Source organism: Streptomyces sp. NPDC001902 (assembly GCF_042891295.1).
Lineage (GTDB): Bacteria > Actinomycetota > Actinomycetes > Streptomycetales > Streptomycetaceae > Actinacidiphila.
Genome location: NZ_JBIATA010000004.1, coordinates 79883 through 99597 on the forward strand (window position 1 = coordinate 79883; position 19715 = coordinate 99597).

The following is a 19715-nucleotide window of genomic DNA, read 5'->3' on the forward strand; positions in this document are numbered from 1 at the left end:
CGCCCGGACCTGGCCGTACCCTTGGTAACTCCTTCCTGCCGAAGGGTTCAGTTCCGGGCGGCGATGCGGCACCCTGTCGTGCCATGACCACTCCCGCGGACGTCCCCGGGCGCGCCGTCCGGCCCTCGCTGCGCGCGCTGTACTTCGTGCCGCTGATGCTCGCGTGCGGCTACCTGGCACTGCTCCTGCTGCTGTTCGCCGGCGGCACGGCGGCGTACTTCGCCTGGACCGTCCGCTCCCCGCTGACCGCGGCCACCCTCGGTGCCTCGTACGCCTCCGGAGTGGCCCTGTTCGCGGTGGGGCTGCGGCTGCGGCGCTGGGTGGACGTGCGGATCGTGGCGTACACCTCGCTGGCCCAACTGGTGCTGATGCTGGGCGTCGCCGTGCTGCACCACGACCGCCTGCACCTGACCGAGGGCGAGATCGGCGGCTTCCTCGGCGCGTGGGGCTTCGTCGCCGTCCACGCCGTGATGCCGGTCGTGGGGCTGGTCCTGCTGGCCGTGCAGTCCCGCGCTCCGGGCGCCGACCCGCCGCGGTCCGGGCCGGCCGACCTCTTCACCGGGGTGCCCGTCGCCTGGGTGGCGCTGGTGGGCTGCGGCCTCGGGGCGGCCATGCTCACGGTGCCCGGCGCGCTGCGCGGCGCGTGGCCGTGGCCGGTGACCGACCTCGACCTTCGGGCGCTGGGCGTGTGGACGCTCACCTTCGGCCTCGGCTCGCTGTGGGCGCTGCGCGAGGGCGATCCGGAACGGATGAGGGCGGGCGCGGCCGGCTACGCCGCGGTCGGCGCCTTCTCGCTCCTGGCGGTCCTCACCCACCCCGGCGCCATGGACTGGGGCTCGGCCTTCGCCTGGCTGTACGTGCTGGGCATGCTCGGGCTCGTCGGCATGGGACTGGTGGGCCTCGCCCTCGCGGGACCGGCCGAGCGATGGCCCGGGAACGGTTCCCTGACAATGGGGGCATGAACGACCTCTCCTTCCGCCTCGCGCTGCCCGACGACGCCGCCCTCCTCGTCCGCCTCCGGGACGACGCGGCCCGCTGGATGCAGGAGCACGGCATCGACCAGTGGAAGCCCGGCGAGATGGACGAGGGTCACTTCCGCACGCGCATGGCGGCGGGCGAGGTCTGGCTCACCGAACGCGAGGGCCGGGTGGTCGGCGCCTGGGAGCTGTGGTGGGACGACGAGCACGCCTGGGGGGTGCGCCCGCCGGACGCGGGCTACGTCCACCGGCTCATGGTGGACCGGACGGCCGCCCCCCGCGGTACCGGCCGGGCCATGCTCGACCGGGCGGAGCGCCGCATCGCCGAGTCCGGCCGCCCGTACGCGCGGCTGGACTGCGTGGCGGCCAACCCGCAGCTGCGGGCGTACTACGAGGGCGCGGGCTACACCGTCGTCGGAGAGCAGCCCCACAAGCAGAGCGGCAAGGGCAGCCCGTACGCGGTGACCCTGCTGGAGAAGAAGCTGTAGGCGCACGGCACGCGGCGGAGCGGCCCGCCCGGAGGTCGGGGGCGGGCCGCTCCGCCACGTGCGGCCTGGACGTCCGCGGGTCAGGTCTCCCGGCGCCGGGCCCGTTCATAGGAATCATGGGCCGCGCGCCGGATCTCCTCCCGGTCGCGGAGCACCTCCTCCATCTCCTGGTCGATTCCGGGGCCCGGTCCTGGCCCGCGGTCGGTGAGCCGGTCGTAGAGGTAGCGGCAGGCCGCGTCCTCGGTGTCGAAGCGCCGGTGCGGGTCGTGCACCCCGCGTTCGTAGTTGCCGACCACCCACACGTCGCCCTCCTGCCGGAGGTACCTGAAGTCCGGTGGCCGCAGGTCGAACTCGTGGAATCCGGGGACCTCGTACAGCCCGCCGGGCACCCCCGCGGAGGCGAGCGCCTCGCACAGTTCACGCCGGTCCATGGTCGGGGCCCGTCAGTTCAGCCGGATCAGTTCGCCGTTGTTGATGTGGTTGAGCACGCTGTCGTTCAGCGGCAGCACGTACTGGAGCCCGTTGCCCGGCTGCCCGTAGAAGGGCGCCACGACTCCCGCGGAGACCGCGAACGGCCTGACCACCTTGTACAGGTGGTAGTTGAAGGGGTAGCCCGGGTCGAAGGTGTTGAGGTTGGACGGCGCGATGGAGCGCTGGGAGTACGGCGAGCCCGCGGGCGCGAGGAACCGTCCGCCCTCGCCGCCGAAGCGGTCGATCTTCTGCCCCACGGCGAGGTTGATGACCGATACGGGGCCGCCCGGGAGGAAGCCGTCGTTGGGCGGGAACTTGTAGCTGTTCGTCGTGAAGTCGAACCAGGTGCGCAGGAAGCCGTTGGCGTTCTGCCCGTCGAGGCGCCGGTAGTCGGCCACCATCGCGCCGAGCAGGCCCTTGGTGGGCAGCTGCCGCGGGCCGAGCCGGGGGTCACCGCAGAAGAACTTGCGGTCGGTGAAGGTGGCACCGATGCAGATGCGCGGGTTCTCCGGGCCACCGGGAAGGTGCCCGGGAGCTCCCACGACCGGGCCGGAACCGGGGCGGGAACCAGGACCGGAGCCGGGGCCCGATCCGGGGCCGGCCCCGGGGCGGTCGTGGTGGGCCGCGAGCTGTGCGCCCGGCCCCCAGTCGTCGGCGTGCGCGGGGACGACCGCACCCAGGAGGGTGCCGACGAGCAGGACGAGCAGGGTGGGAAGGCTGGAAAGCGATATTCGCTGGCGCCGCTTCAAGGGTCCTCCAGGGGACGACGGGAACGAGGCCTCCCGAGACGGCAATCACCCTGCGTCACCGGAGCCGCGCGGATACGTACCCCTGGCGGATCACCCACCGGGACCGACGCGCCGCCGATTCATCCGGATGGCCACCCACTTCGCCCGTACGCAGCACCGCCCGGCCGGGACCCGCGGAGAGCGGGCCGCCGACCGGGCGGTCACGGAACGTGTCGCTACTTCCGGACGAACACCGCGACGGTGCGGCCCGGCACGGTGAAGGTGCCGGACGCGACGTCGTAGGAGACCCGCTTCACCACGGCGTCGGAGCCCGCGGCCTGCACCGGGTGGAGAGCGTAGCCCTTCCCCGACAGGGCGCCGACGCGCTGGTCCTGGGCCTTCGGGGTCGCGTTGAAGACCACCACCAGCCGGCCCAGCTGCAGGGTGATGACGCCGGGGGTCTCCTGCTCGCCCGAGAGCGGGAAGGACAGCTGCTCCTGGACCTGCGCCGCCGTGGTCAGCCCGAAGGCCGGCTCGGTGGAGCGGATCCGCAGCAGGTCCTGGTACGCGGCCGAGGCCGCGGTGGTCTGCGCGCAGCCGACCCGGAGCGTGTCCGCGGTCAGCAGCGGCTTAGCGAAGGACCACTTGGACTCGTTGTCGGCCTTGGGGGGCAGGCCGCGGCCGAAACCGTTGCCCGAGGAGCAGTCCCAGTGGATGGCGTTGAACCAGTCGCCGGAGTCGTACGAGTTGCGGTCCAGCGACTTGGAGCGCAGCAGGTCCGAGCCCGCCTGGTAGAGCGCCGGCCCCTGGGAGAGGGCCGGGACGGCCTCGGCGACGACCTGCATGCGTGCCCGGTCGGCGGGCGAGGTGCCCTGGGGCAGCTTGAAGGCGAGCGCGTCGTACAGGGCCTCGTTGTCGTGGGCGTCGGCGTAGGCGAGGGCGTCGCCGGGGGCGTCCGCGTATCCGGCGGGTGAGCCGTTGTAGTCGACCTCGGCGCCGCTGACCTCCTTGCCGCTGCTGTCGGTGAAGGAGAAGGACTTCAGGTTGCCGGTGAGGCCGACCTTGATGAGGTCCTGGTAGTGCAGCAGGCGGGCCCGCTGCTCGGCCTCGCTGCCGTTGGCGGCGGAGCCGTTGGGCTCGTTGAACAGGCCCGAGGCGAAGCCCTGGACGCCGGGGTCGGAGTCGAAGGGGCCACCGCCGCGGACCGCGTCGCGGGCCCGGTCGGAGAAGGTGGCGACTCCGGTGCCGGCCATGTTCTTCTGGGTGGCCTGCACGAAGCGGGCGTCGTCGGCGACCTCGCCGAAGTTCCAGCCCTCGCCGTAGAGGATGATCTTCTTGCCGTCGACGCCGTCCTTCGCGGGGGTCAGCGTGTCCAGCGCCTTGCGGACGGCGAGGATGTTCGCCCTGGGGTGGTGGCCCATCAGGTCGAAGCGGAAGCCGTCGACCTTGTACTCCTTGGCCCAGGTGACGATCGAGTCGACGACCAGCTTGCCCATCATCGCGTTCTCGGTCGCGGTGTTGGAGCAGCAGGTGGAGTTGGCGACGGTGCCGTCGTCCAGCAGGCGCTGGTAGTAGCCGGGGACGATCCGGTCGAGGACGGACTTGTCGTCCTGGCCGCTCGCGGCGGTGTGGTTGTAGACCACGTCCATGACGACCCGCAGGCCCGCCTGGTTGAGCCCCTGCACCATCTTCCGGAACTCGACGGTGCGCTCCGTGCCGTCCGGGTCGGTGGCGTAGGAGCCCTCGGGGACGGTGTAGTGGAAGGGGTCGTAGCCCCAGTTGTAGGCGTCCTTCGCGGCGACCGCGGCCACGCACTCCTGCTGCTTGTCGGAGTCGGCCGGGTAGGCGCCCAGGTCGCAGTCGACGGTGGCCTGGTCGGCGCTCTTCTCCGCGACGGTGGCGAAGTCGAAGGCCGGCAGCAGGTGGACGTAGGAGACCCCGGACTTCGCAAGCGCCTTCAGGTGCGTCATCCCCGCGGAGCCCGTGTCGGTGAAGGCGGTGTACTTGCCCTTGTCCTTCGCGGGGACGGTGGCGTCCGCGACGGAGAAGTCCCGGATGTGCAGTTCCTGGATCTGCGCGTTGTTCAGGCCCACGGCCTTGGGCTTGGCCAGGTGCGACCAGCCGCCCGGAGCGAGCGCCTTGTCGTCGAGGTCGACGACCAGGCTCTGCTTCGAGTCGGCGGTCAGGGCGACCGAGTAGGGGTCGGTCACGGTGTTGGTGACGACCTTCTGGACGCTGGGCGCCCAGACCTTCACGGCGTAGCGGTACGGCTTGCCGGTCCAGCTCCGCTCACCGGTCACGCTCCACACGCCGGTGGAGCCGTCGCGCCGCATGGGGACGGTGCGCCCGTCCAGGTCCAGGGCGACGGACTGGGCGGTCGGGGCCCATACGGAGAGCGTGGGCCTGCCGTGGGAGAAGACCGGGCCGAGCGCGGCCTTGGTCGCCTTCGCGGCGTACAGGTCGTCCAGGACGCCCTGGATCTGGACGCCGGTGGCGGACAGCAACGCCCCGTTGGCCAGCCGCTGCGTGGCGACGACCTGGCCGGTGAGGGCGGTGCGGACCCGGTCACGGTCGCGCGGGTCGATCGTGAAGGCCGCGTAGTCCTTCAAATGCGGGAAGCGGGCCTTCTGGGCGTCGGTCAGGCCGCCCGCGACGCGCTGCAGGCGCAGCCAGTGGCCCTCGCCGGTCAGAGCGCCGTCCTTGATCGCCAGGCCGCCGTCCGGGGCGTAGACGAGCTGGTGACTGGCGGCGGTGTCGCCGGTCTTCCACGCGACGGTGTCGGCGTCGATCCACTGGGCCTTGGCCGAGGACAGGTCGAGGTCGGCGGAGGAGCCGGACGTGGAGGGCAGGAGGTACTTCTCGGTTCCGTTCAGGAGCCACACCTCGTGTCCGTAGGTGGCGAGGTCGAGCGACTGGTCGGCGGGCAGGTCCTTGGTGTCGCCCTTGTGCAGGATGTAGCTGAGCGACGTGGCGCCCGCGGCGAGCGGCACCTCGAAGACGGCGCCGTAGGCGTCGGTCCGCACCGGCTGCAACGGGGCGGTCCAGTCGGTCGGGTTCGCGGCGCCGGTCCAGGTGTGCAGGCCCCAGCCGGTGTAGTCGTTGTCGGCCCGGTGGTAGTGGAGGACGGCCTTCGTCCTGTCCTGCCCGGGCTCGGTGCCGGAGGGGGCCTGGGTGGCCACGGCCTCCTTGCCCTGCTCCACCCAGATCTCACCGGTCTTCGTGACGTCGATGAACCGGTCCGCGGCGACGTCCTTGTTCCCGTCCTTGTCGATGACGAGGTAACCGACGTTCGACGCGCCCGGCTTGAGCTTCACATAGGCGAAGGCGCCGTAAGCGTCGCGGCCGATGAAGTCGTGCCCGGCGGGCCAGGTGGTGCCCTCGCCGTCGGCGATGTCGCCCCAGGCGTACAGGCGCCAGTCGGTGTAGTTGTTGTCGGCCCGCTTGTAGTGGACGATCGCGTAGTCGCGGCTGCTCGCCACCGGGGGCTGCGGCGGAACCGGGGTGCCGCTGGTGGTCCCGGCGGTGGCGCTCGCGGTGCGGCCTGCGGAATCGATCACGACGGCCTTGTACCGCAGCGCGGTGCCGGGCGTCACCTCGTCACCGACCGTCTGGGTGACCTTGTACGGCGCGTGGTCCGCGGAGCCGAGGACCTTCCACGGGCCGTTGCCGGTCTGCGCGGCGAAGACGACCCGGTTGAGCTGCCCGCCGTCGACGTCGGCGGAGAGCTCGACGGTGCCGGTGGCACCCGCGGCGGGGGCCTTCAGCGTGAGGGACGGCCGGGCGGCGGGGGCGCCGAGCGGCTTGGCCGCCTTGTAGACCACGGTGGACAGCGCCGGAACGGTCACGCCGATCTTCCGGTCGGCGCCGCTGGTGACGGAGCCCTGGGTGCCGTAGAGGGCGGTGAAGGCGGTGTTCGCGGAGCCCGTGGGGACGTCGGCGGTCCGCGCCTCGGTCGCGTTGTTGACGGCGACGACGTACTCGGTGCGGGTCTTCGCGTCGGTGCGGGAGAAGGCGTAGATCCCGGCGCCGTCGGCGACGTGGCGCTCGGTCTGGACGCCGTCGGCGAGCGCCGGGTGGGCCTTGCGGAGCGCGGCCAGCTTCGCGATCGCCTGGTAGAGGGGTGCGCCGGTGTCGTAGGCGTCGCTCGCGTGGGTGCGGTCGGTGCCCAGCTGGTCGTCGTCGAGGTAGTCGGCGACCTTGGACGCGAACATCGTCTGGCGGGCGTCCTTGTCGCCGCCGGCGCCGGTGAAGCCCTGCTCGTCGCCGTAGTAGACGACCGGGTTGCCGCGCGAGAGGAACATCAGCTCGTTGGCGAGCCGGTCCCGCCGCACGAGTTCGGCGTCGTCGGCCTTCGGGTTGTCCTGCTTCAGGAACGTGCCGATGCGGCCCATGTCGTGGTTGCCGAGGAAGGTGACCTGCTCGTACGCGTTGGCCTTGTCCGTCGTGTACCGGTGGTCGTCACCGAAGACCCCGGCCAGCTTCGCCGCGGAGCCGCCCTGGGAGGCGTACTGACGGGCGGCGTCCTGGAAGGGGAAGTCGAGCGTCGAGTCGAGGCGGCCCTGCCTGACGTACGGGGAGGTGATGGCGGTGTCGGCGGAGTAGACCTCGCCGAACATGAAGAAGTCCTTGCGGCCGTGCTCGGCCGCGTAGGCGTCCAGCGCCGTGGCCCACCGGGTCCAGAACGGCAGGTCGACGTGCTTGACGGTGTCGATGCGGAAGCCGTCGACGGCGAAGTCGCGGACCCACTTCTCGTAGATCTCCTCCATGCCTCTCACGACCTCGGGACGCTCGGTCCACAGGTCGTCCAGACCGGAGAAGTCACCCTGGTCGGAGCTCTCGCCGGCGAAGGTGGAGTCGCCCCGGTTGTGGTACATCGTCGGGTCGTTCAGCCAGGCCGGGACCTTGCTGTTCGCGGTGACGACGGGGGTGCGGGGGAAGGAGTCGCGGTCGACGGCGGGGAAGCCCTTGCCGCCCTTCGCGTAGTCGGCGTCGTCGAAGGGCACGCCGTCCTTCGTCAGGTAGGGGAACGCGCCCTTGGAGAGGTAGCCGTAGGACTTCTCGTCGTAGTCGACGACGTCGGCGGTGTGGTTGGTGATGACGTCGAAGAAGACCTTCATGCCCTTGGCGTGGGCCTTGGATATCAGCGCCTTGAGGTCGGCGTTGCTGCCGAAGTGCGGGTCGACCTGGGTGAAGTCGGTGATCCAGTAGCCGTGGTAGCCGGCCGACGCGTTCTCACCGGTCCCCTGCACGGGCCGGTTCTTGAAGATCGGCGCCATCCATATCGCGGTGGTGCCGAGGCCCTTGATGTAGTCGAGCCGCTGGGTGAGCCCCTTGAGGTCGCCGCCCTGGTAGAAGCCCTTGTCGGTGGGGTCGTAGCCGGTGCTGAGCCGGGTGCCGGTCAGACCGCCCCTGTCGTTGGACGCGTCGCCGTTGGCGAAACGGTCCGGCAGTACGAAGTAGAACTGCTCCCGTGTGAGGTCGTGACGCCCGGGCTGCGCGGCCAGCGCCGCGTCGGAGGGCGGCGGGGGCGGGGCGGCCGCCGAGGCGGCGGGGGCCGAGGCGGGGACGGCGAAGGCGGCGGCGAGGGCCGCCACCGCGACGGCTGCGGCTCCGCGTCTGCGCGCGCGTGAACGCGCGGACGCGGGCAGCCCGGTGTGCTGGGCCACGGGGTGTTCTCCTTGCGGAATCCGTGTGCGGACGGTTGTACCTCTGGGAGCCCACGCGCCATGAGCCGTGGCCCGGCGGCAGTGCCGGACCGTGAGCGGGACCGTACCTCTTACGCGCGGCTTACAGCAAGATGTCGCAAGGATTTCCAACATGACATCCTCCGCGTCGACGGAGTGCGGATGACGCCCCGTCACATCCCGGTCCGCCGCAGCCGGTCGCCGAACACTATGAACGCAAAGGCCACGGCTCTGGACCCCCACCGCCTCCGTCCCCAAGCATCGGGGCCCGCGCAACGAAGCGCCGGACGACGACGGAAGGACGAGACGATGGTCACCGGGCACTCCCCCCACCGCCCCCGGTCCGGATCCGCACGACACCGCATCTCCGTGACGATCGCGGGCGTCGCCGCCCTCCTCGCCACCGCCCTGGCCGGGCCCGTACCGGCGTCCGCGGCCGACGGGCCCGCCCCCGCCGACTGCCCGGCGGAGCTGGCGGCGGAAGCCACCTGCTACCGGGGCCAGGACGCGAACGGCGCCTTCTACGCCATGGCGGTCCCGCACGACTGGAACGGCTCGCTGGTCGTCCACGCCCACGGCGGCCCCGACCTCGGCGACACCTCCGACCCCGAGCGCAGCACCGGGGACCTGGCGCGCTGGTCGGTCATGGTGAAGGAGGGCTACGCCTGGGCGGGTTCGTCCTACCGCCGCGGCGGCTACGGCACGCGGATGGCGGCGAAGGACACCGAGAACGTGCGGCGGCTGTTCGTGGAGCGCTTCGGCACGCCGCGCCTGACCTTCGTCCACGGCCAGTCCTGGGGCGGCGACGTGGCGGCCAAGGTCGCCGAGGTCTACGGCACCGGCCGGCATGCGCCCTACGACGGCGCCCTGCTGACCAGCGGCGTCCTGGGCGGCGGTTCACGCGGCTACGACTACCGGGTGGACCTGCGCGTGGTCTACCAGTACTACTGCCGCAACCACCCCAGGCCCACCGAGCCCCCGTACCCGCTGTGGATGGGGCTGCGCGCCGACTCGACGATGACCACCACCGGACTGCGCTCGCGCCTGCAGGAGTGCACCGGCTACGCCTCGCCCCCGCAGGAGCGCACCGCCCTGCAGCAGCGCAACCTCGACGACATCCTGGCGGTGACCGGGATCCCGGAGCGGACGCTGGAATCGCACCTGCGGTTCGCGACCTTCACCTTCCGCGACATCGTGCACAACCGGCTCGGCGGCCGGAACCCGTTCGGCAACGGCACCGTCCGCTACACCGGCTCTCACGACGACGCGGCGCTCAACGCGGGCGTGGAGCGCTTCACCGCCGACCCCACGGCCCGCCGGGACCTGTCCTACGACAGCGACGTCACCGGCGCCGTGTCGATCCCCGTGCTCACCGTCCACGCCATCGACGACCCGACCGCCTTCGTCGAGCACGAGGCGGCCTACCGGGCCTCCCTGGAGGGCGCCCACCGCGGGCGGCTGCTGGTGCAGAACTTCACGCGGGAGAGCGAGCACAGCGAGCTGAGCGACGCCGAGTACGCCGCCGCGATGCGGTCACTGGCGACCTGGGCGCGGACCGGCCGCAAGCCCACGCCGGCCTCGGTGGCGGCCTCCTGCCCGGCGTTCGACGCCACCTACGGCACGGGGTGCTTCTTCGAACCGGGATACGTCCCGCGCCCCTACGCCTCCCGCGTGTACCCCCGCCCGGGGGCACGGCACTGGCCGGCGCTGTCCGCCGCCCAGGAGCGCGCGTGGAGCCGTCTGGACGGCGTGGGCATCGCACCCTGACCCCCTCCCACCTGCGGTCCCGCCCTTCCGAAAGGTCCCTGCAGAATCTTGCAGAAAGTTTCTGCAGGGGCCTTCCGCCCTGGCCGGAGCGGCTGTTACGTTCCTCTTCAGCCCGGTTCGGCCGGCCGGGGGTCCGCCCCTGACGGCGGGTCCCACGCGCCCGGCCGGCTGGACCGGTCGCCCCCGAGACGGAGGCGGGCCCAGGACCGACGAAGCCACCCCGCTGCGCCCCGCCCGGGGCAGGTCCAGGGCCCGCCTCGACACCCGCCGCGCATCAGGAACGGCCGGGGACGATCAGAGACGATGAGGGACGATCAGGAACGCCGGCCGGCGCCGGGCACCTGGCCCGTGGAGCCGCGGACGACCAGCTCCGTCTGGAAGACGAACTCCGCGCGCTGCACCGGGTTGCCGCCGATCTCCTCCAGCAGCGCGTTCACCGCGGCCGCGCCCATCGCCTCGACCGGCTGGCGGACCGTGGTCAGCGGCGGGTCGGTGAAGGCGATCAGCGGCGAGTCGTCGTAGCCGACGACCGACACGTCCCCGGGGACGGTCAGCCCCCGCTCCCGCACCGCGCGCACCGCGCCGAGCGCCATCAGGTCGCTGCCGCAGACGATGCCCGTGCAGCCCTTGTCCAGCAGCGCCCCGGCGGCCGCGTGGCCGCCCTCCACGGAGAAGAGGGTGTGCTGGACGTACTCCGCGGCCTGCTCCTCGCCGAGCCCGAGCAGGCTGCCCAGCGACTCGACGAAGCCCTCGACCTTGCGGTGCACCGGCACGAAGCGGTTGGGCCCGACGGCCAGGCCGATCCGCTGGTGGCCGAGCTCCACCAGGTGCTGGACGGCGATGCGCGCCGAGGCGCGCTCGTCCGGCGAGATGTACGGCCCCGCGATCGCCGGGTTGAAGCCGTTGACCAGCACGTAGGGCACGCCCTGGCCGAGCAGGCGGGCGTAGCGCTCGGGGTCGGCGGTGACGTCCGCGTGCAGCCCGGACAGGAAGACGATGCCGCGCACCCCGCGCTCCACGAGCGCCTCCACCAGTTCGTCCTCGGTGGAGCCGCCGGGGTGCTGGGTGCACAGCACCGCGGTGTAGCCGTAGCCGGTCAGGTTCTGCTCGATGACCTGGGCGAAGGCGGGGAAGATCGGGTTGTTGAGCTCGGGGGTGATCAGCCCGATCTGGCCGGCGCTGCGCTGGCGCAGCCGCACCGGACGCTCGTAGCCGAGCACGTCCAGTGCGGCCAGCACCTTCTGCCGGGTGGCGGGGGCGACCCCCGCCTTCCCGTTCAGCACGCGGCTGGCGGTGGCCTCGCTGACCCCCGCCTGGGCCGCGATGTCGGCAAGTCGAGCGGTGGTGTTCACAGTCCCCGACCCTATGCGACCGCGCCGCACGTCAAACGGCCCACCAGACGGTCGTGTCGGCCGGGAGGACGACCCCGTCCGCCGTGACCTCCACGGGGGAACTGGCCAGCAGCACCTGGCCCGGCGCGGGCAGCGTCACCGGAGCGCCGGTGGTGTTGACGGTGCACGCGAAGCCGGGCCGGCGGAAGGACAGCACGCCCTGCGGGGCGTCCTGCCACTGGACCGACTCGCCCGCGCCGAGGCCGTCCCGCTCGCGGCGCAGCCGCAGGGCGGAGCGGTACAGCTCCAGGGTGGAGTCCGGGTCGCCGGTCTGTACGGCGACGCTGAGCCCCGCCCACTCCGCGGGCTGCGGCAGCCAGCTGCCACCGCTGCCGAAGCCGTGGCTGGGGCCCTCGGCGGTCCACGGGATCGGCACCCGGCAACCGTCGCGGAAACCGTCCTGGCCGGCGGCGCGGAAGAACGCCGGGTCCTGACGGGCCTCGTCGGGCAGGTCGGTGACCTCGGGCAGGCCCAGTTCCTCGCCCTGGTAGACGTACGCGGAGCCGGGCAGGGCCAGCATCAGCAGGGAGGCGGCACGGGCGCGGCGCAGGTCGTAGCCCTTCCCGTCGGGGGACAGCCGGGTGGCGTGGCGGACCACGTCGTGGTTGGACAGGACCCAGGTGGTGGGCGCGGCGACCGGGCGCATGGCGTCGAGCGAGCGGTCGATGACCTCGCGCAGCTCGACGGCGTCCCACTTCGTGCCGAGGTACTGGAAGTTGAAGGCCTGGTGCAGTTCGTCGGCGCGGACGTAGTTGGCGGTGCGCTCGACGGTGGGGGTCCAGGCCTCGGCGACGGCGATGCGCTCGCCGTCGTACTCGTCGAGGATGCGCCGCCACGAGCGGTAGACCTCGTGGACGCCGTCCTGGTCGAAGAAGGGCAGGACATCGTTGCCAAGGAGCTTGAGCTGCTCGTGGGCGCCGATGTCGGGCAGGCCGTCGGCCTTGACCAGGCCGTGCGCGACGTCGATGCGGAAGCCGTCGACGCCCATGTCGAGCCAGAAGCGCAGGATCGAGCGGAACTCGTCCTGGACGGCCGGGTGCTCCCAGTTGAAGTCGGGCTGCTCGGGCGCGAACAGGTGCAGGAACCACTCGCCGTCGGCGGCACGGGTCCAGGCCGGCCCGCCGAAGATGGACTCCCAGTCGTTGGGGGGCAGTTCGCCGTCCTCGCCCTTGCCGGGGCGGAAGTGGTAGCGCGCCCGCAGCGGGGAGCCGGGGCCCTCGCGCAGCGCCTGCTTGAACCACTCGTGCTGGTCGGAGGAGTGGTTGGGCACCAGGTCGACGATGATCCGCAGACCCAGCCGGTGGGCGTCGCGGATCAGGCCGTCGGCGTCGTGGAGGGTGCCGAACATCGGGTCGATGGCCCGGTAGTCGGCGACGTCGTAACCGGCGTCGGCCTGCGGCGAGGCGTAGAAGGGGCTCAGCCAGACGGCGTCGACGCCGAGGTCGCGCAGGTAAGGGAGTCGCTCGCGGACGCCGGGGATGTCGCCCATGCCGTCGCCGTTCCCGTCGGCGAAGCTGCGGGGGTAGACCTGGTAGATGACCGCGTCTCTCCACCAGTCCGTGGTGGCCACGGGCTGGTCGCAGGAGTGGGGGTGACGGGTGGAGTCCGCCAGGTACTGGGTCATGGTGATCCCTTGGAAAAGTGGTTGCTCGTGCGGCGAGGGGGCGAGGCCGGGGCACCCGGCCGGTGGGCCGGGTGCCCCGGGTCGGACGACGGTCAGGACTTGGCCGCGCCGGCGGTGAGGCCGGTGACCAGGTGCCGCTGGACGACGTAGAAGAAGGCCGACGCGGGGACGGCGATGAGCACGGACGTGGCGGCCATCAGGTCCCACTGGTTGTCGTGCTCGCTGATGAAGGTGGTCAGCCCGACGGCGAGGGTGTACTTGTCGTCGCCGAGCATGAAGACCGAGGCGTAGGCGACCTCTCCCCACGCCGTGAGGAAGGTGTAGAAGGCCGCCACCGCCAGGCCCGGACGGGCCAGCGGCAGGACCAGCCGGTAGAAGGTGCCGAAGGGGGTGAGGCCGTCGACCCGGCCGGCTTCGTCGATCTCCTGCGGGATGGTGTCGAAGTAGCCCTTGAGCAGCCACGCGCAGTAGGGGACGGCGGTGGTGCAGTAGACCAGGATGAGCGCCCAGTACGTGTCCAGCAGACCCAGGTCGGCCAGGATGTTGTACAGCGGCACCATGAGGATGGCGACCGGGAACATCTGGGTCACCAGGAAGATCCACATCAGCTGCCGGTGGCCGGGGAAGCGCATCCGGGAGACCGCGTAGCCGGAGCTGGCGGCGATGAACACGCCCAGCACGCAGGTGCCGAGGGCGACGATCATGGAGTTCAGGAACCACTGCAGGAAGTTCGTGTCGCCGAGGACCTTGGTGTAGTTCTCGAAGCTGAACTTGCCGGCGATGTCGGCCGGGTGCAGGAAGTCGGTCTTGTCGGGGCCGAAGGAGACCCAGCCGATCCACAGCACGGGGAAGGCCGCGATGAGGCTCGCGGTGATCAGCACGCCGTGGATCAGCACGGACGCGCCCCGGCTGCGCTCGCCGCGGCCGGTGCGCCGGCGTACGGCCGCGCGGGCGGGGGCGGCGGTCGCGCCCTGGTCGGCCCCCGTGGCGGGGAGGTCTGCGGTGGTGCTCATGGGGGTGGCTGCCCTCTCTTGCGTCATGACGATGTCCTGGCCGGGGGCGGCCGTCAGGCGGCCGCGTTCTCGGAGCGGGCAAGCCAGCGCCGGTACACGGAGGCGAAGACGATGAGCATGGACAGGATGATCACGCCGTAGGCGGCGGACCCGGCGTAGTCACGCGGGTCCTGTCCGAAGCCGAGCCGGTAGGCCCAGGTCACCAGGATCTGGGCGTCCTGTCCCGCGCTCGCGCCGAACAGCAGGAAGATGACGACGAACTGGTTGAAGGTCCAGATGATGCCGAGCAGGATCACCGTGCTGCTCACCGAGCGCAGGCCCGGGAGCGTCACGAAGCGGAACCGCTGCCAGGGGGTGGCGCCGTCCATCTCGGCCGCTTCGTACAGCTCGGAGGGGATCGACTGCAGGCCGCCGAGGAGCGAGACCATCATGAAGGGGACGCCGACCCAGGTGTTGACCATGATCGCCGCGGTCTTCTGCCAGAAGGGGTCGCTCAGCCAGGCGGGCGTCGGCAGGTGCAGCGAGTGCAGGACCGTGTTCAGGATGCCGCCGTCGTCGGCGAGGATCAGCCGCCACGAGAAGACGGTGACGAAGGTGGGCACGGCCCAGGGCAGGATCAGGACCAGCCGGTAGAAGGTGCGGCCGCGGATCTTGCGGTTCAGCAGCATGGCGAGGCCGAGGCCGAGGCCGTAGTGCAGGGTGACGCAGACGGCCGTCCACACGATGGTCCAGGTGAAGTGCGGCCAGAACTGGTGGTCCGCCCCGGAGAGGATCTCCGTGTAGTTCTTCAAGCCCACCCAGGAGAAGGAGTCCGGGATGTGGTTGACGCCGATCGTCCGGCCGACGTTCTGGCTGTTGGCGTCGGTCAGCGACAGGTAGATGCCGCGGACCAGGGGGTAGAGCACCAGCAGGCCGATGACGGCGACCACCGGCGCCACCATGGCCCAGGCATACCAGTTGCGGTTGTACGACTGCCGGATGCGGCTGAGCGGACCGGGGCGCGGCGCCTCGCCACGCTTGGTCTTCCGGGTCCCGCCCTGGACGGCGACGGTCATCTTCGGCACCTTTTCGAGAGGTTCGCTAAGGGTGGTACGGCCGCCCCGCACAGCCGGGGGGCATGCGTGCGGACGCGGGCGGGCCGCCCGGTCCGCCCCCCGCTCGGGGGAGGCGGACCGGACGGCTCATGGCTGCCTTACTGGAAGTCCTTGACGAGCTTCTTGTAGGCGTCGGCGGTCGCGTCCAGCCCCTGCTGGGTGCCGGTCTTGCCCTGCAGGACGTTCGTCAGACCGGTGTTGAAGTCGGCGAACAGGGAGCTGTACTCCGGCAGCTCCGGACGCGGGCGGGCGACGTTGGCCAGGATGTCCTGGAACTCGGCGACGCCGGGAGCGGCCTTGACCTCGGCGGTGTAGGCGGAGGTGCGGGTCGGCAGGGTGCCGTTCTTCAGCGCGATCTTGGCCTGGGTCTCACCCGAGGTCATCCAGCCGACGAACTTCTGGGCGGCTTCCTGGTGGGCCTTGTCCGAGCCGGCGTAGACGGCCAGGTTGTGGCCGCCGGTGGGGGCGCCGGCCTTGCCGGTGGAGCCGGCCGGGACGGAGGAGATGCCCAGGTTGGCCTTGTCGGAGAAGGCCGCGCCCTTGTAGATGTTGGTCAGCTCCCAGGGGCCCTGGACGATCATGGCGACCTTGCCGTTGACGAACGCGTCCTGCATGTGGGCGTAGCTGTCGGCGGTCACGTCGAGCTTGTGGACACCCGGGGCGGCGAGCACGGACTTGCTCGTGTCGACGGCCTTGACGGCCTCGGGCGAGTTGATCGTGATCTTCTTCGCCGCGGCGTCGACCATGTCGGTGCCCTCGCCGAAGAGGAAGGGCAGCTCGTAGTAGGAGTCGGCGCGGAGCCAGAAGCCGTCGACCTTGTCCTTCGCCTTGACGGCCTTGGCGACCGCCTTCAGCTCGTCCCAGGTGGCGGGGGCCTTGTCGAAGCCGGCCTTCTTCAGCAGCTCCTTGTTCCACATGAGCGCGAGGGTGTCGGTGACGATCGGGGCACCGTAGGTCTTGCCCTCGTACTGCGCCTGCTTGAGCAGGGACGGGTTGATGTCACCCTGGTCGGCCAGCGCCGGGGTGCCGTCCAGCGGCGCGAGGAACTGGGACTTCGCCCAGGAGGCGGTCCAGCCGACCTCGGCGCGGACGACGTCCGGGGCGCCCTTGCTGCCGGCGGCCGTCTGGAACTTGTTCTGGGCCTGGTCGAACGGCACGTTGACGTAGGTGACCTTGATCTTCGGGTTCGCCTTCTCGAAGTCCGCGATCAGGGCCTTGTAGGTCGGCGCCTCGTTCGTCGCGTTCGAGGTGTCCCACCAGGTGATGGTGACCGGACCGCCGGCCTTGTCACTGCCGCCGTCGTCGCCGCCGCAAGCCGTCGCCGCAAGCCCGAGCGCCGCAACCAGCGCGGTGGCCGCTATGCCACGCCGCATGTGATCTCCTCCAGGATGAAAGCCCGTGATGGTGCGGGGCGCGTCGCCGCGTCCCCCCTGCCGACTGCGCCTTTGCGGCCGCCGGGCTGTCGAGGAACGTAACAGGGATGAAAGCCCGACGAAAGACCTTGCTGCAAAGACTTGCAAGATCTTCCGATCGTTACATCTGCGTGTCCTCACAGTTGCCGACGGGAGACGTGACGTGGGACCCTCGCGCTCCTGGAAGCCGTTACGCGATCTTCCGCAAATTCTTGAAAGGCATTGCCGATCACGCGGTGGATCGGAATCATCGGCAGGGAACGGCGCCGACTCCCGAGGGACCGACATGACCCAAGAGCTCGCCCCCGTCATCCACGACGCGACCGACGAGACCCCGGCCGCCCCCGAGGGGGGCACACCCGGCTGGTGGCGCAGCGCCGTCATCTACCAGGTGTACGTACGTTCCTTCGCCGACGGCGACGGTGACGGCGTGGGCGACCTGCCCGGCATCCGGGCCCGGCTGCCGTACCTGGCGGAACTGGGCGCCGACGCGGTCTGGCTGACCCCCTTCTACGCCTCGCCCCAGGCGGACGGCGGCTACGACGTCGCCGACTACCGCACCGTCGACCCCCTCTTCGGCTCCCTCGCGGACGCCGACGCGCTCCTCCGCACCGCCCACGAGCTGGGCCTGCGGGTGATCGTCGACATCGTCCCGAACCACACCTCCGACCGGCACGCGTGGTTCCGGGCGGCGCTCACGGACCGGCGCGGGGGGCCGGCCCGTGAGCGCTACCACTTCCGCCCCGGCAAGGGCGAGCACGGCGAACTGCCGCCCAACGACTGGGAGTCGGTCTTCGGCGGCCCCGCGTGGACCCGGGTCGCGGACGGCGACTGGTACCTCCACCTCTTCGCGCCCGAGCAGCCCGACCTCAACTGGGAGCACCCCGAGGTCCGCGAGGAGTTCGACGCCATCCTCCGCTTCTGGCTGGACCTGGGCGTGGACGGCTTCCGCATCGACGTCGCCCACGGCATGGTCAAGGCGCCGGGGCTGCCCGACATCGGCCACAAGGAGCAGGTCAAGATGATCGGCTCCCAGGTGCTCCCCTTCTTCGACCAGGACGGGGTGCACGAGATCCACCGCGCCTGGCGCCGGCTGCTCGACTCCTACTCCCCCGGCCCCGCGCCGCAGGAACTGCCGTCCGAGCGCATCGGCGTCGCCGAGGCCTGGGCGCCCGACGCCGGGCGCATGGCGCTGTACGTCCGTCCCGACGAGCTGCACCAGGCCTTCAACTTCCACTTCCTGCAGTGCCCCTGGGAGGCCGGGGCGATGCGGGCGGTGATCGAGGAGTCCCTCGCCGCCACCGTCTCCGTGGGCGCCCCCACCACCTGGGTGCTCTCCAACCACGACGTGGTCCGGCACGTCACCCGTTACGGCGGCGGTGCGGCCGGGCTGCGCCGGGCCCGCGCCGCGGCCCTGCTGATGCTCGCGCTGCCCGGTTCCGTGTACGTCTACCAGGGCGAGGAACTGGGTCTGCCCGAGGTCACCGACCTGCCGGACGAGGTCCGCCAGGACCCCTCCTTCTTCCGGGACAACGGCCAGGATGGGCTGCGCGACGGCTGCCGGGTACCCATCCCGTGGACCGCCGACGGCCCCAGCCACGGCTTCGGCCCGGCCGGCAGCTGGCTGCCGCAGCCCGCCGGCTGGGGCGGACTGAGCGTCCAGGCGCAGACCGGCGACCCCGACTCCACCCTGGAGCTGTACCGCTCGGCCCTGCGGCTGCGCCGTGAACTGCCCGGCCTCGGCGACGGGCCGATGCGCTGGCTGGACGCTCCCGAGGGGGTGCTGGCCTTCTCCCGTCCCGGCCTGGTGTGCACCGTCAACGCCAATCCGGCCCCGGTCCAACTCCCCGTGCCGGGGCGGCCGGTGCTCTCCTCCGAGCCCGTGGCGTTCACCGGCGGATCCGTCCGTCTTCCGGCTGATTCGTGCATCTGGTGGGCGATCTGAGATGCGACCGGTACAGTCCAATCCTGTGACCGCAAGGCTTGCCGACATCGCAGCCCAGGCGGGGGTGAGCGAAGCGACCGTCAGCCGTGTCCTCAACGGCAAGCCCGGGGTCTCCGCCGCCACCCGTCAATCCGTGCTGGCCGCCCTCGACCTGCTGGGGTACGAACGGCCGGTGCGGCTGCGGCAGCGCAGCGCGGGCCTCGTCGGGCTCATCACCCCGGAGCTGGAGAACCCGATCTTCCCGGCCTTCGCCCAGGTCATCGGGCAGGCCCTGACCCGGCAGGGGTACACCCCGGTGCTGGCCACCCAGACCCCGGGCGGCTCGACCGAGGACGAACTCGTCGAGATGCTCGTCGAGCGCGGTGTCGCCGGGATCATCTTCGTCTCCGGACTGCACGCCGACTCCACCGCCGACGTGGAGCGCTACGACCGGCTGCACGGCCAGGGCGTGCCGTTCGTCCTGATCAACGGCTTCTCCGGCAAGATCAAGGCGCCGTTCGTCTCGCCCGACGACCGCGGTGCCATGCGTCTGGCCGTCACCCATCTGGCGGCGCTCGGCCACGAGCGGATCGGCCTCGCCGTCGGTCCCAAGCGGTTCGTCCCCGTGCAGCGCAAGATAGAGGGCTTCCTGCGCAGCATGGAGGAGGTGCTCGGCATAGCCGCCGACGAGGCGGCCGGGCGCATCCAGCACTCGCTGTTCACCCTCGAGGGTGGTCAAGCTGCCGCCTCCGGCCTGATCGAGTCCGGCTGCACGGCCGTGGTGTGCGCCTCCGACATGATGGCGCTCGGCGCCGTCCGCGCCGCCCGGCAGCAGGGGCTGTCCGTCCCCGGGGACGTCTCCGTCGTCGGCTTCGACGACTCCCCGCTCATCGCCTTCACCGATCCGCCGCTCACGACCATCCGGCAGCCGGTCACGGCCATGGGCCAGGCCGCGGTGCGCGCGCTGCTGGAGGAGGTCGGCGGTACCCCGGCACCGCACAGCGAGTTCGTCTTCCTGCCCGAACTGGTCGTCCGCGGTTCGACGGCATCAGGCCCCAAGGCCGGGGCAGCCGTACCCGTACAGCAGTCGACCGGGAGGCGTACGCGGGATGCACGCAATCCCACCGGGGGTTGATCGGACG

13 protein-coding genes are annotated in these 19715 nt (G+C 71.5%); 5 read left to right on the top strand and 8 right to left on the bottom strand.

Annotated elements, in window-relative coordinates:
- Nucleotides 1–83 precede the first annotated feature (83 nt).
- Together ACFYYN_RS09120 and ACFYYN_RS09125 are read left to right on the top strand one after the other, a co-directional pair.
- Entirely contained in the window at nucleotides 84–962 is an 879-nt protein-coding gene (locus tag ACFYYN_RS09120) for a hypothetical protein (RefSeq protein WP_500545256.1), read from the top strand.
- Entirely contained in the window at nucleotides 959–1465 is a 507-nt protein-coding gene (locus tag ACFYYN_RS09125) for a GNAT family N-acetyltransferase (RefSeq protein WP_500545257.1), read from the top strand. Before ACFYYN_RS09120 ends, ACFYYN_RS09125 begins: the two co-directional genes overlap by 4 nt.
- Before the next feature lie 80 nt (nucleotides 1466–1545).
- Here ACFYYN_RS09125 and ACFYYN_RS09130 read toward each other — a convergent pair whose 3' ends face one another.
- From ACFYYN_RS09130 to pulA, 3 genes are all read right to left on the bottom strand, one after another.
- Nucleotides 1546–1896, bottom strand: coding sequence for a hypothetical protein (locus tag ACFYYN_RS09130; RefSeq protein WP_500545258.1), 351 nt, complete (start codon nucleotides 1894–1896; stop codon nucleotides 1546–1548).
- Nucleotides 1897–1908: 12 nt separating this feature from the next.
- Nucleotides 1909–2685 (bottom strand): TNT domain-containing protein, encoded by a 777-nt coding sequence (locus ACFYYN_RS09135; protein WP_500545259.1) that lies wholly within the window; start codon nucleotides 2683–2685, stop codon nucleotides 1909–1911.
- 215 nt (nucleotides 2686–2900) lie between these two features.
- The gene (gene pulA, locus ACFYYN_RS09140) at nucleotides 2901–8330 is read right to left on the bottom strand and encodes a pullulanase-type alpha-1,6-glucosidase (protein WP_500545260.1); all 5430 of its coding nucleotides are present in this window, start codon (nucleotides 8328–8330) and stop codon (nucleotides 2901–2903) included.
- 327 nt (nucleotides 8331–8657) lie between these two features.
- On the opposite strand from pulA, the gene ACFYYN_RS09145 reads away from it, so the two are divergent.
- Nucleotides 8658–10115, top strand: a complete 1458-nt coding sequence (locus ACFYYN_RS09145) for a hypothetical protein (protein ID WP_500545261.1) — start codon at nucleotides 8658–8660, stop codon at nucleotides 10113–10115.
- Nucleotides 10116–10429: 314 nt separating this feature from the next.
- On the opposite strand, the gene ACFYYN_RS09150 is transcribed toward ACFYYN_RS09145, so the two are convergent.
- The 5 genes from ACFYYN_RS09150 to ACFYYN_RS09170 all read right to left on the bottom strand — a co-directional run bounded on the left by ACFYYN_RS09150 (nucleotide 10430) and on the right by ACFYYN_RS09170 (nucleotide 16610).
- Nucleotides 10430–11467, bottom strand: coding sequence for a LacI family DNA-binding transcriptional regulator (locus tag ACFYYN_RS09150; RefSeq protein WP_500322303.1), 1038 nt, complete (start codon nucleotides 11465–11467; stop codon nucleotides 10430–10432).
- A gap of 31 nt (nucleotides 11468–11498) precedes the next feature.
- Nucleotides 11499–13130 carry a glycoside hydrolase family 13 protein gene (locus ACFYYN_RS09155; RefSeq protein ID WP_500545262.1) on the bottom strand — a complete coding sequence of 544 codons (1632 nt, stop codon included), beginning with the start codon at nucleotides 13128–13130 and terminating at the stop codon, nucleotides 11499–11501.
- Between the two features lie 92 nt (nucleotides 13131–13222).
- Nucleotides 13223–14143 carry a sugar ABC transporter permease gene (locus tag ACFYYN_RS09160; protein ID WP_500545263.1) on the bottom strand — a complete coding sequence of 307 codons (921 nt, stop codon included), beginning with the start codon at nucleotides 14141–14143 and terminating at the stop codon, nucleotides 13223–13225.
- A gap of 53 nt (nucleotides 14144–14196) precedes the next feature.
- On the bottom strand, nucleotides 14197–15198 hold the full coding sequence (locus ACFYYN_RS09165) for a carbohydrate ABC transporter permease (RefSeq protein ID WP_499511501.1): 1002 nt from the start codon (nucleotides 15196–15198) through the stop codon (nucleotides 14197–14199).
- Between the two features lie 137 nt (nucleotides 15199–15335).
- Nucleotides 15336–16610: an extracellular solute-binding protein gene (locus ACFYYN_RS09170; protein ID WP_500322300.1), complete on the bottom strand. Its 1275-nt coding sequence runs from the start codon at nucleotides 16608–16610 to the stop codon at nucleotides 15336–15338.
- 325 nt (nucleotides 16611–16935) lie between these two features.
- Here ACFYYN_RS09170 and ACFYYN_RS09175 point away from each other — a divergent pair, with 325 nt between their 5' ends.
- Both ACFYYN_RS09175 and ACFYYN_RS09180 read left to right on the top strand, forming a co-directional pair.
- A complete protein-coding gene (locus tag ACFYYN_RS09175; protein WP_500545264.1) occupies nucleotides 16936–18594 on the top strand; it encodes a glycoside hydrolase family 13 protein in 1659 nt (552 codons plus the stop codon).
- A 25-nt stretch (nucleotides 18595–18619) separates the two neighbouring features.
- On the top strand, nucleotides 18620–19708 hold the full coding sequence (locus ACFYYN_RS09180) for a LacI family DNA-binding transcriptional regulator (RefSeq protein ID WP_500322298.1): 1089 nt from the start codon (nucleotides 18620–18622) through the stop codon (nucleotides 19706–19708).
- Nucleotides 19709–19715: the final 7 nt, after the last annotated feature.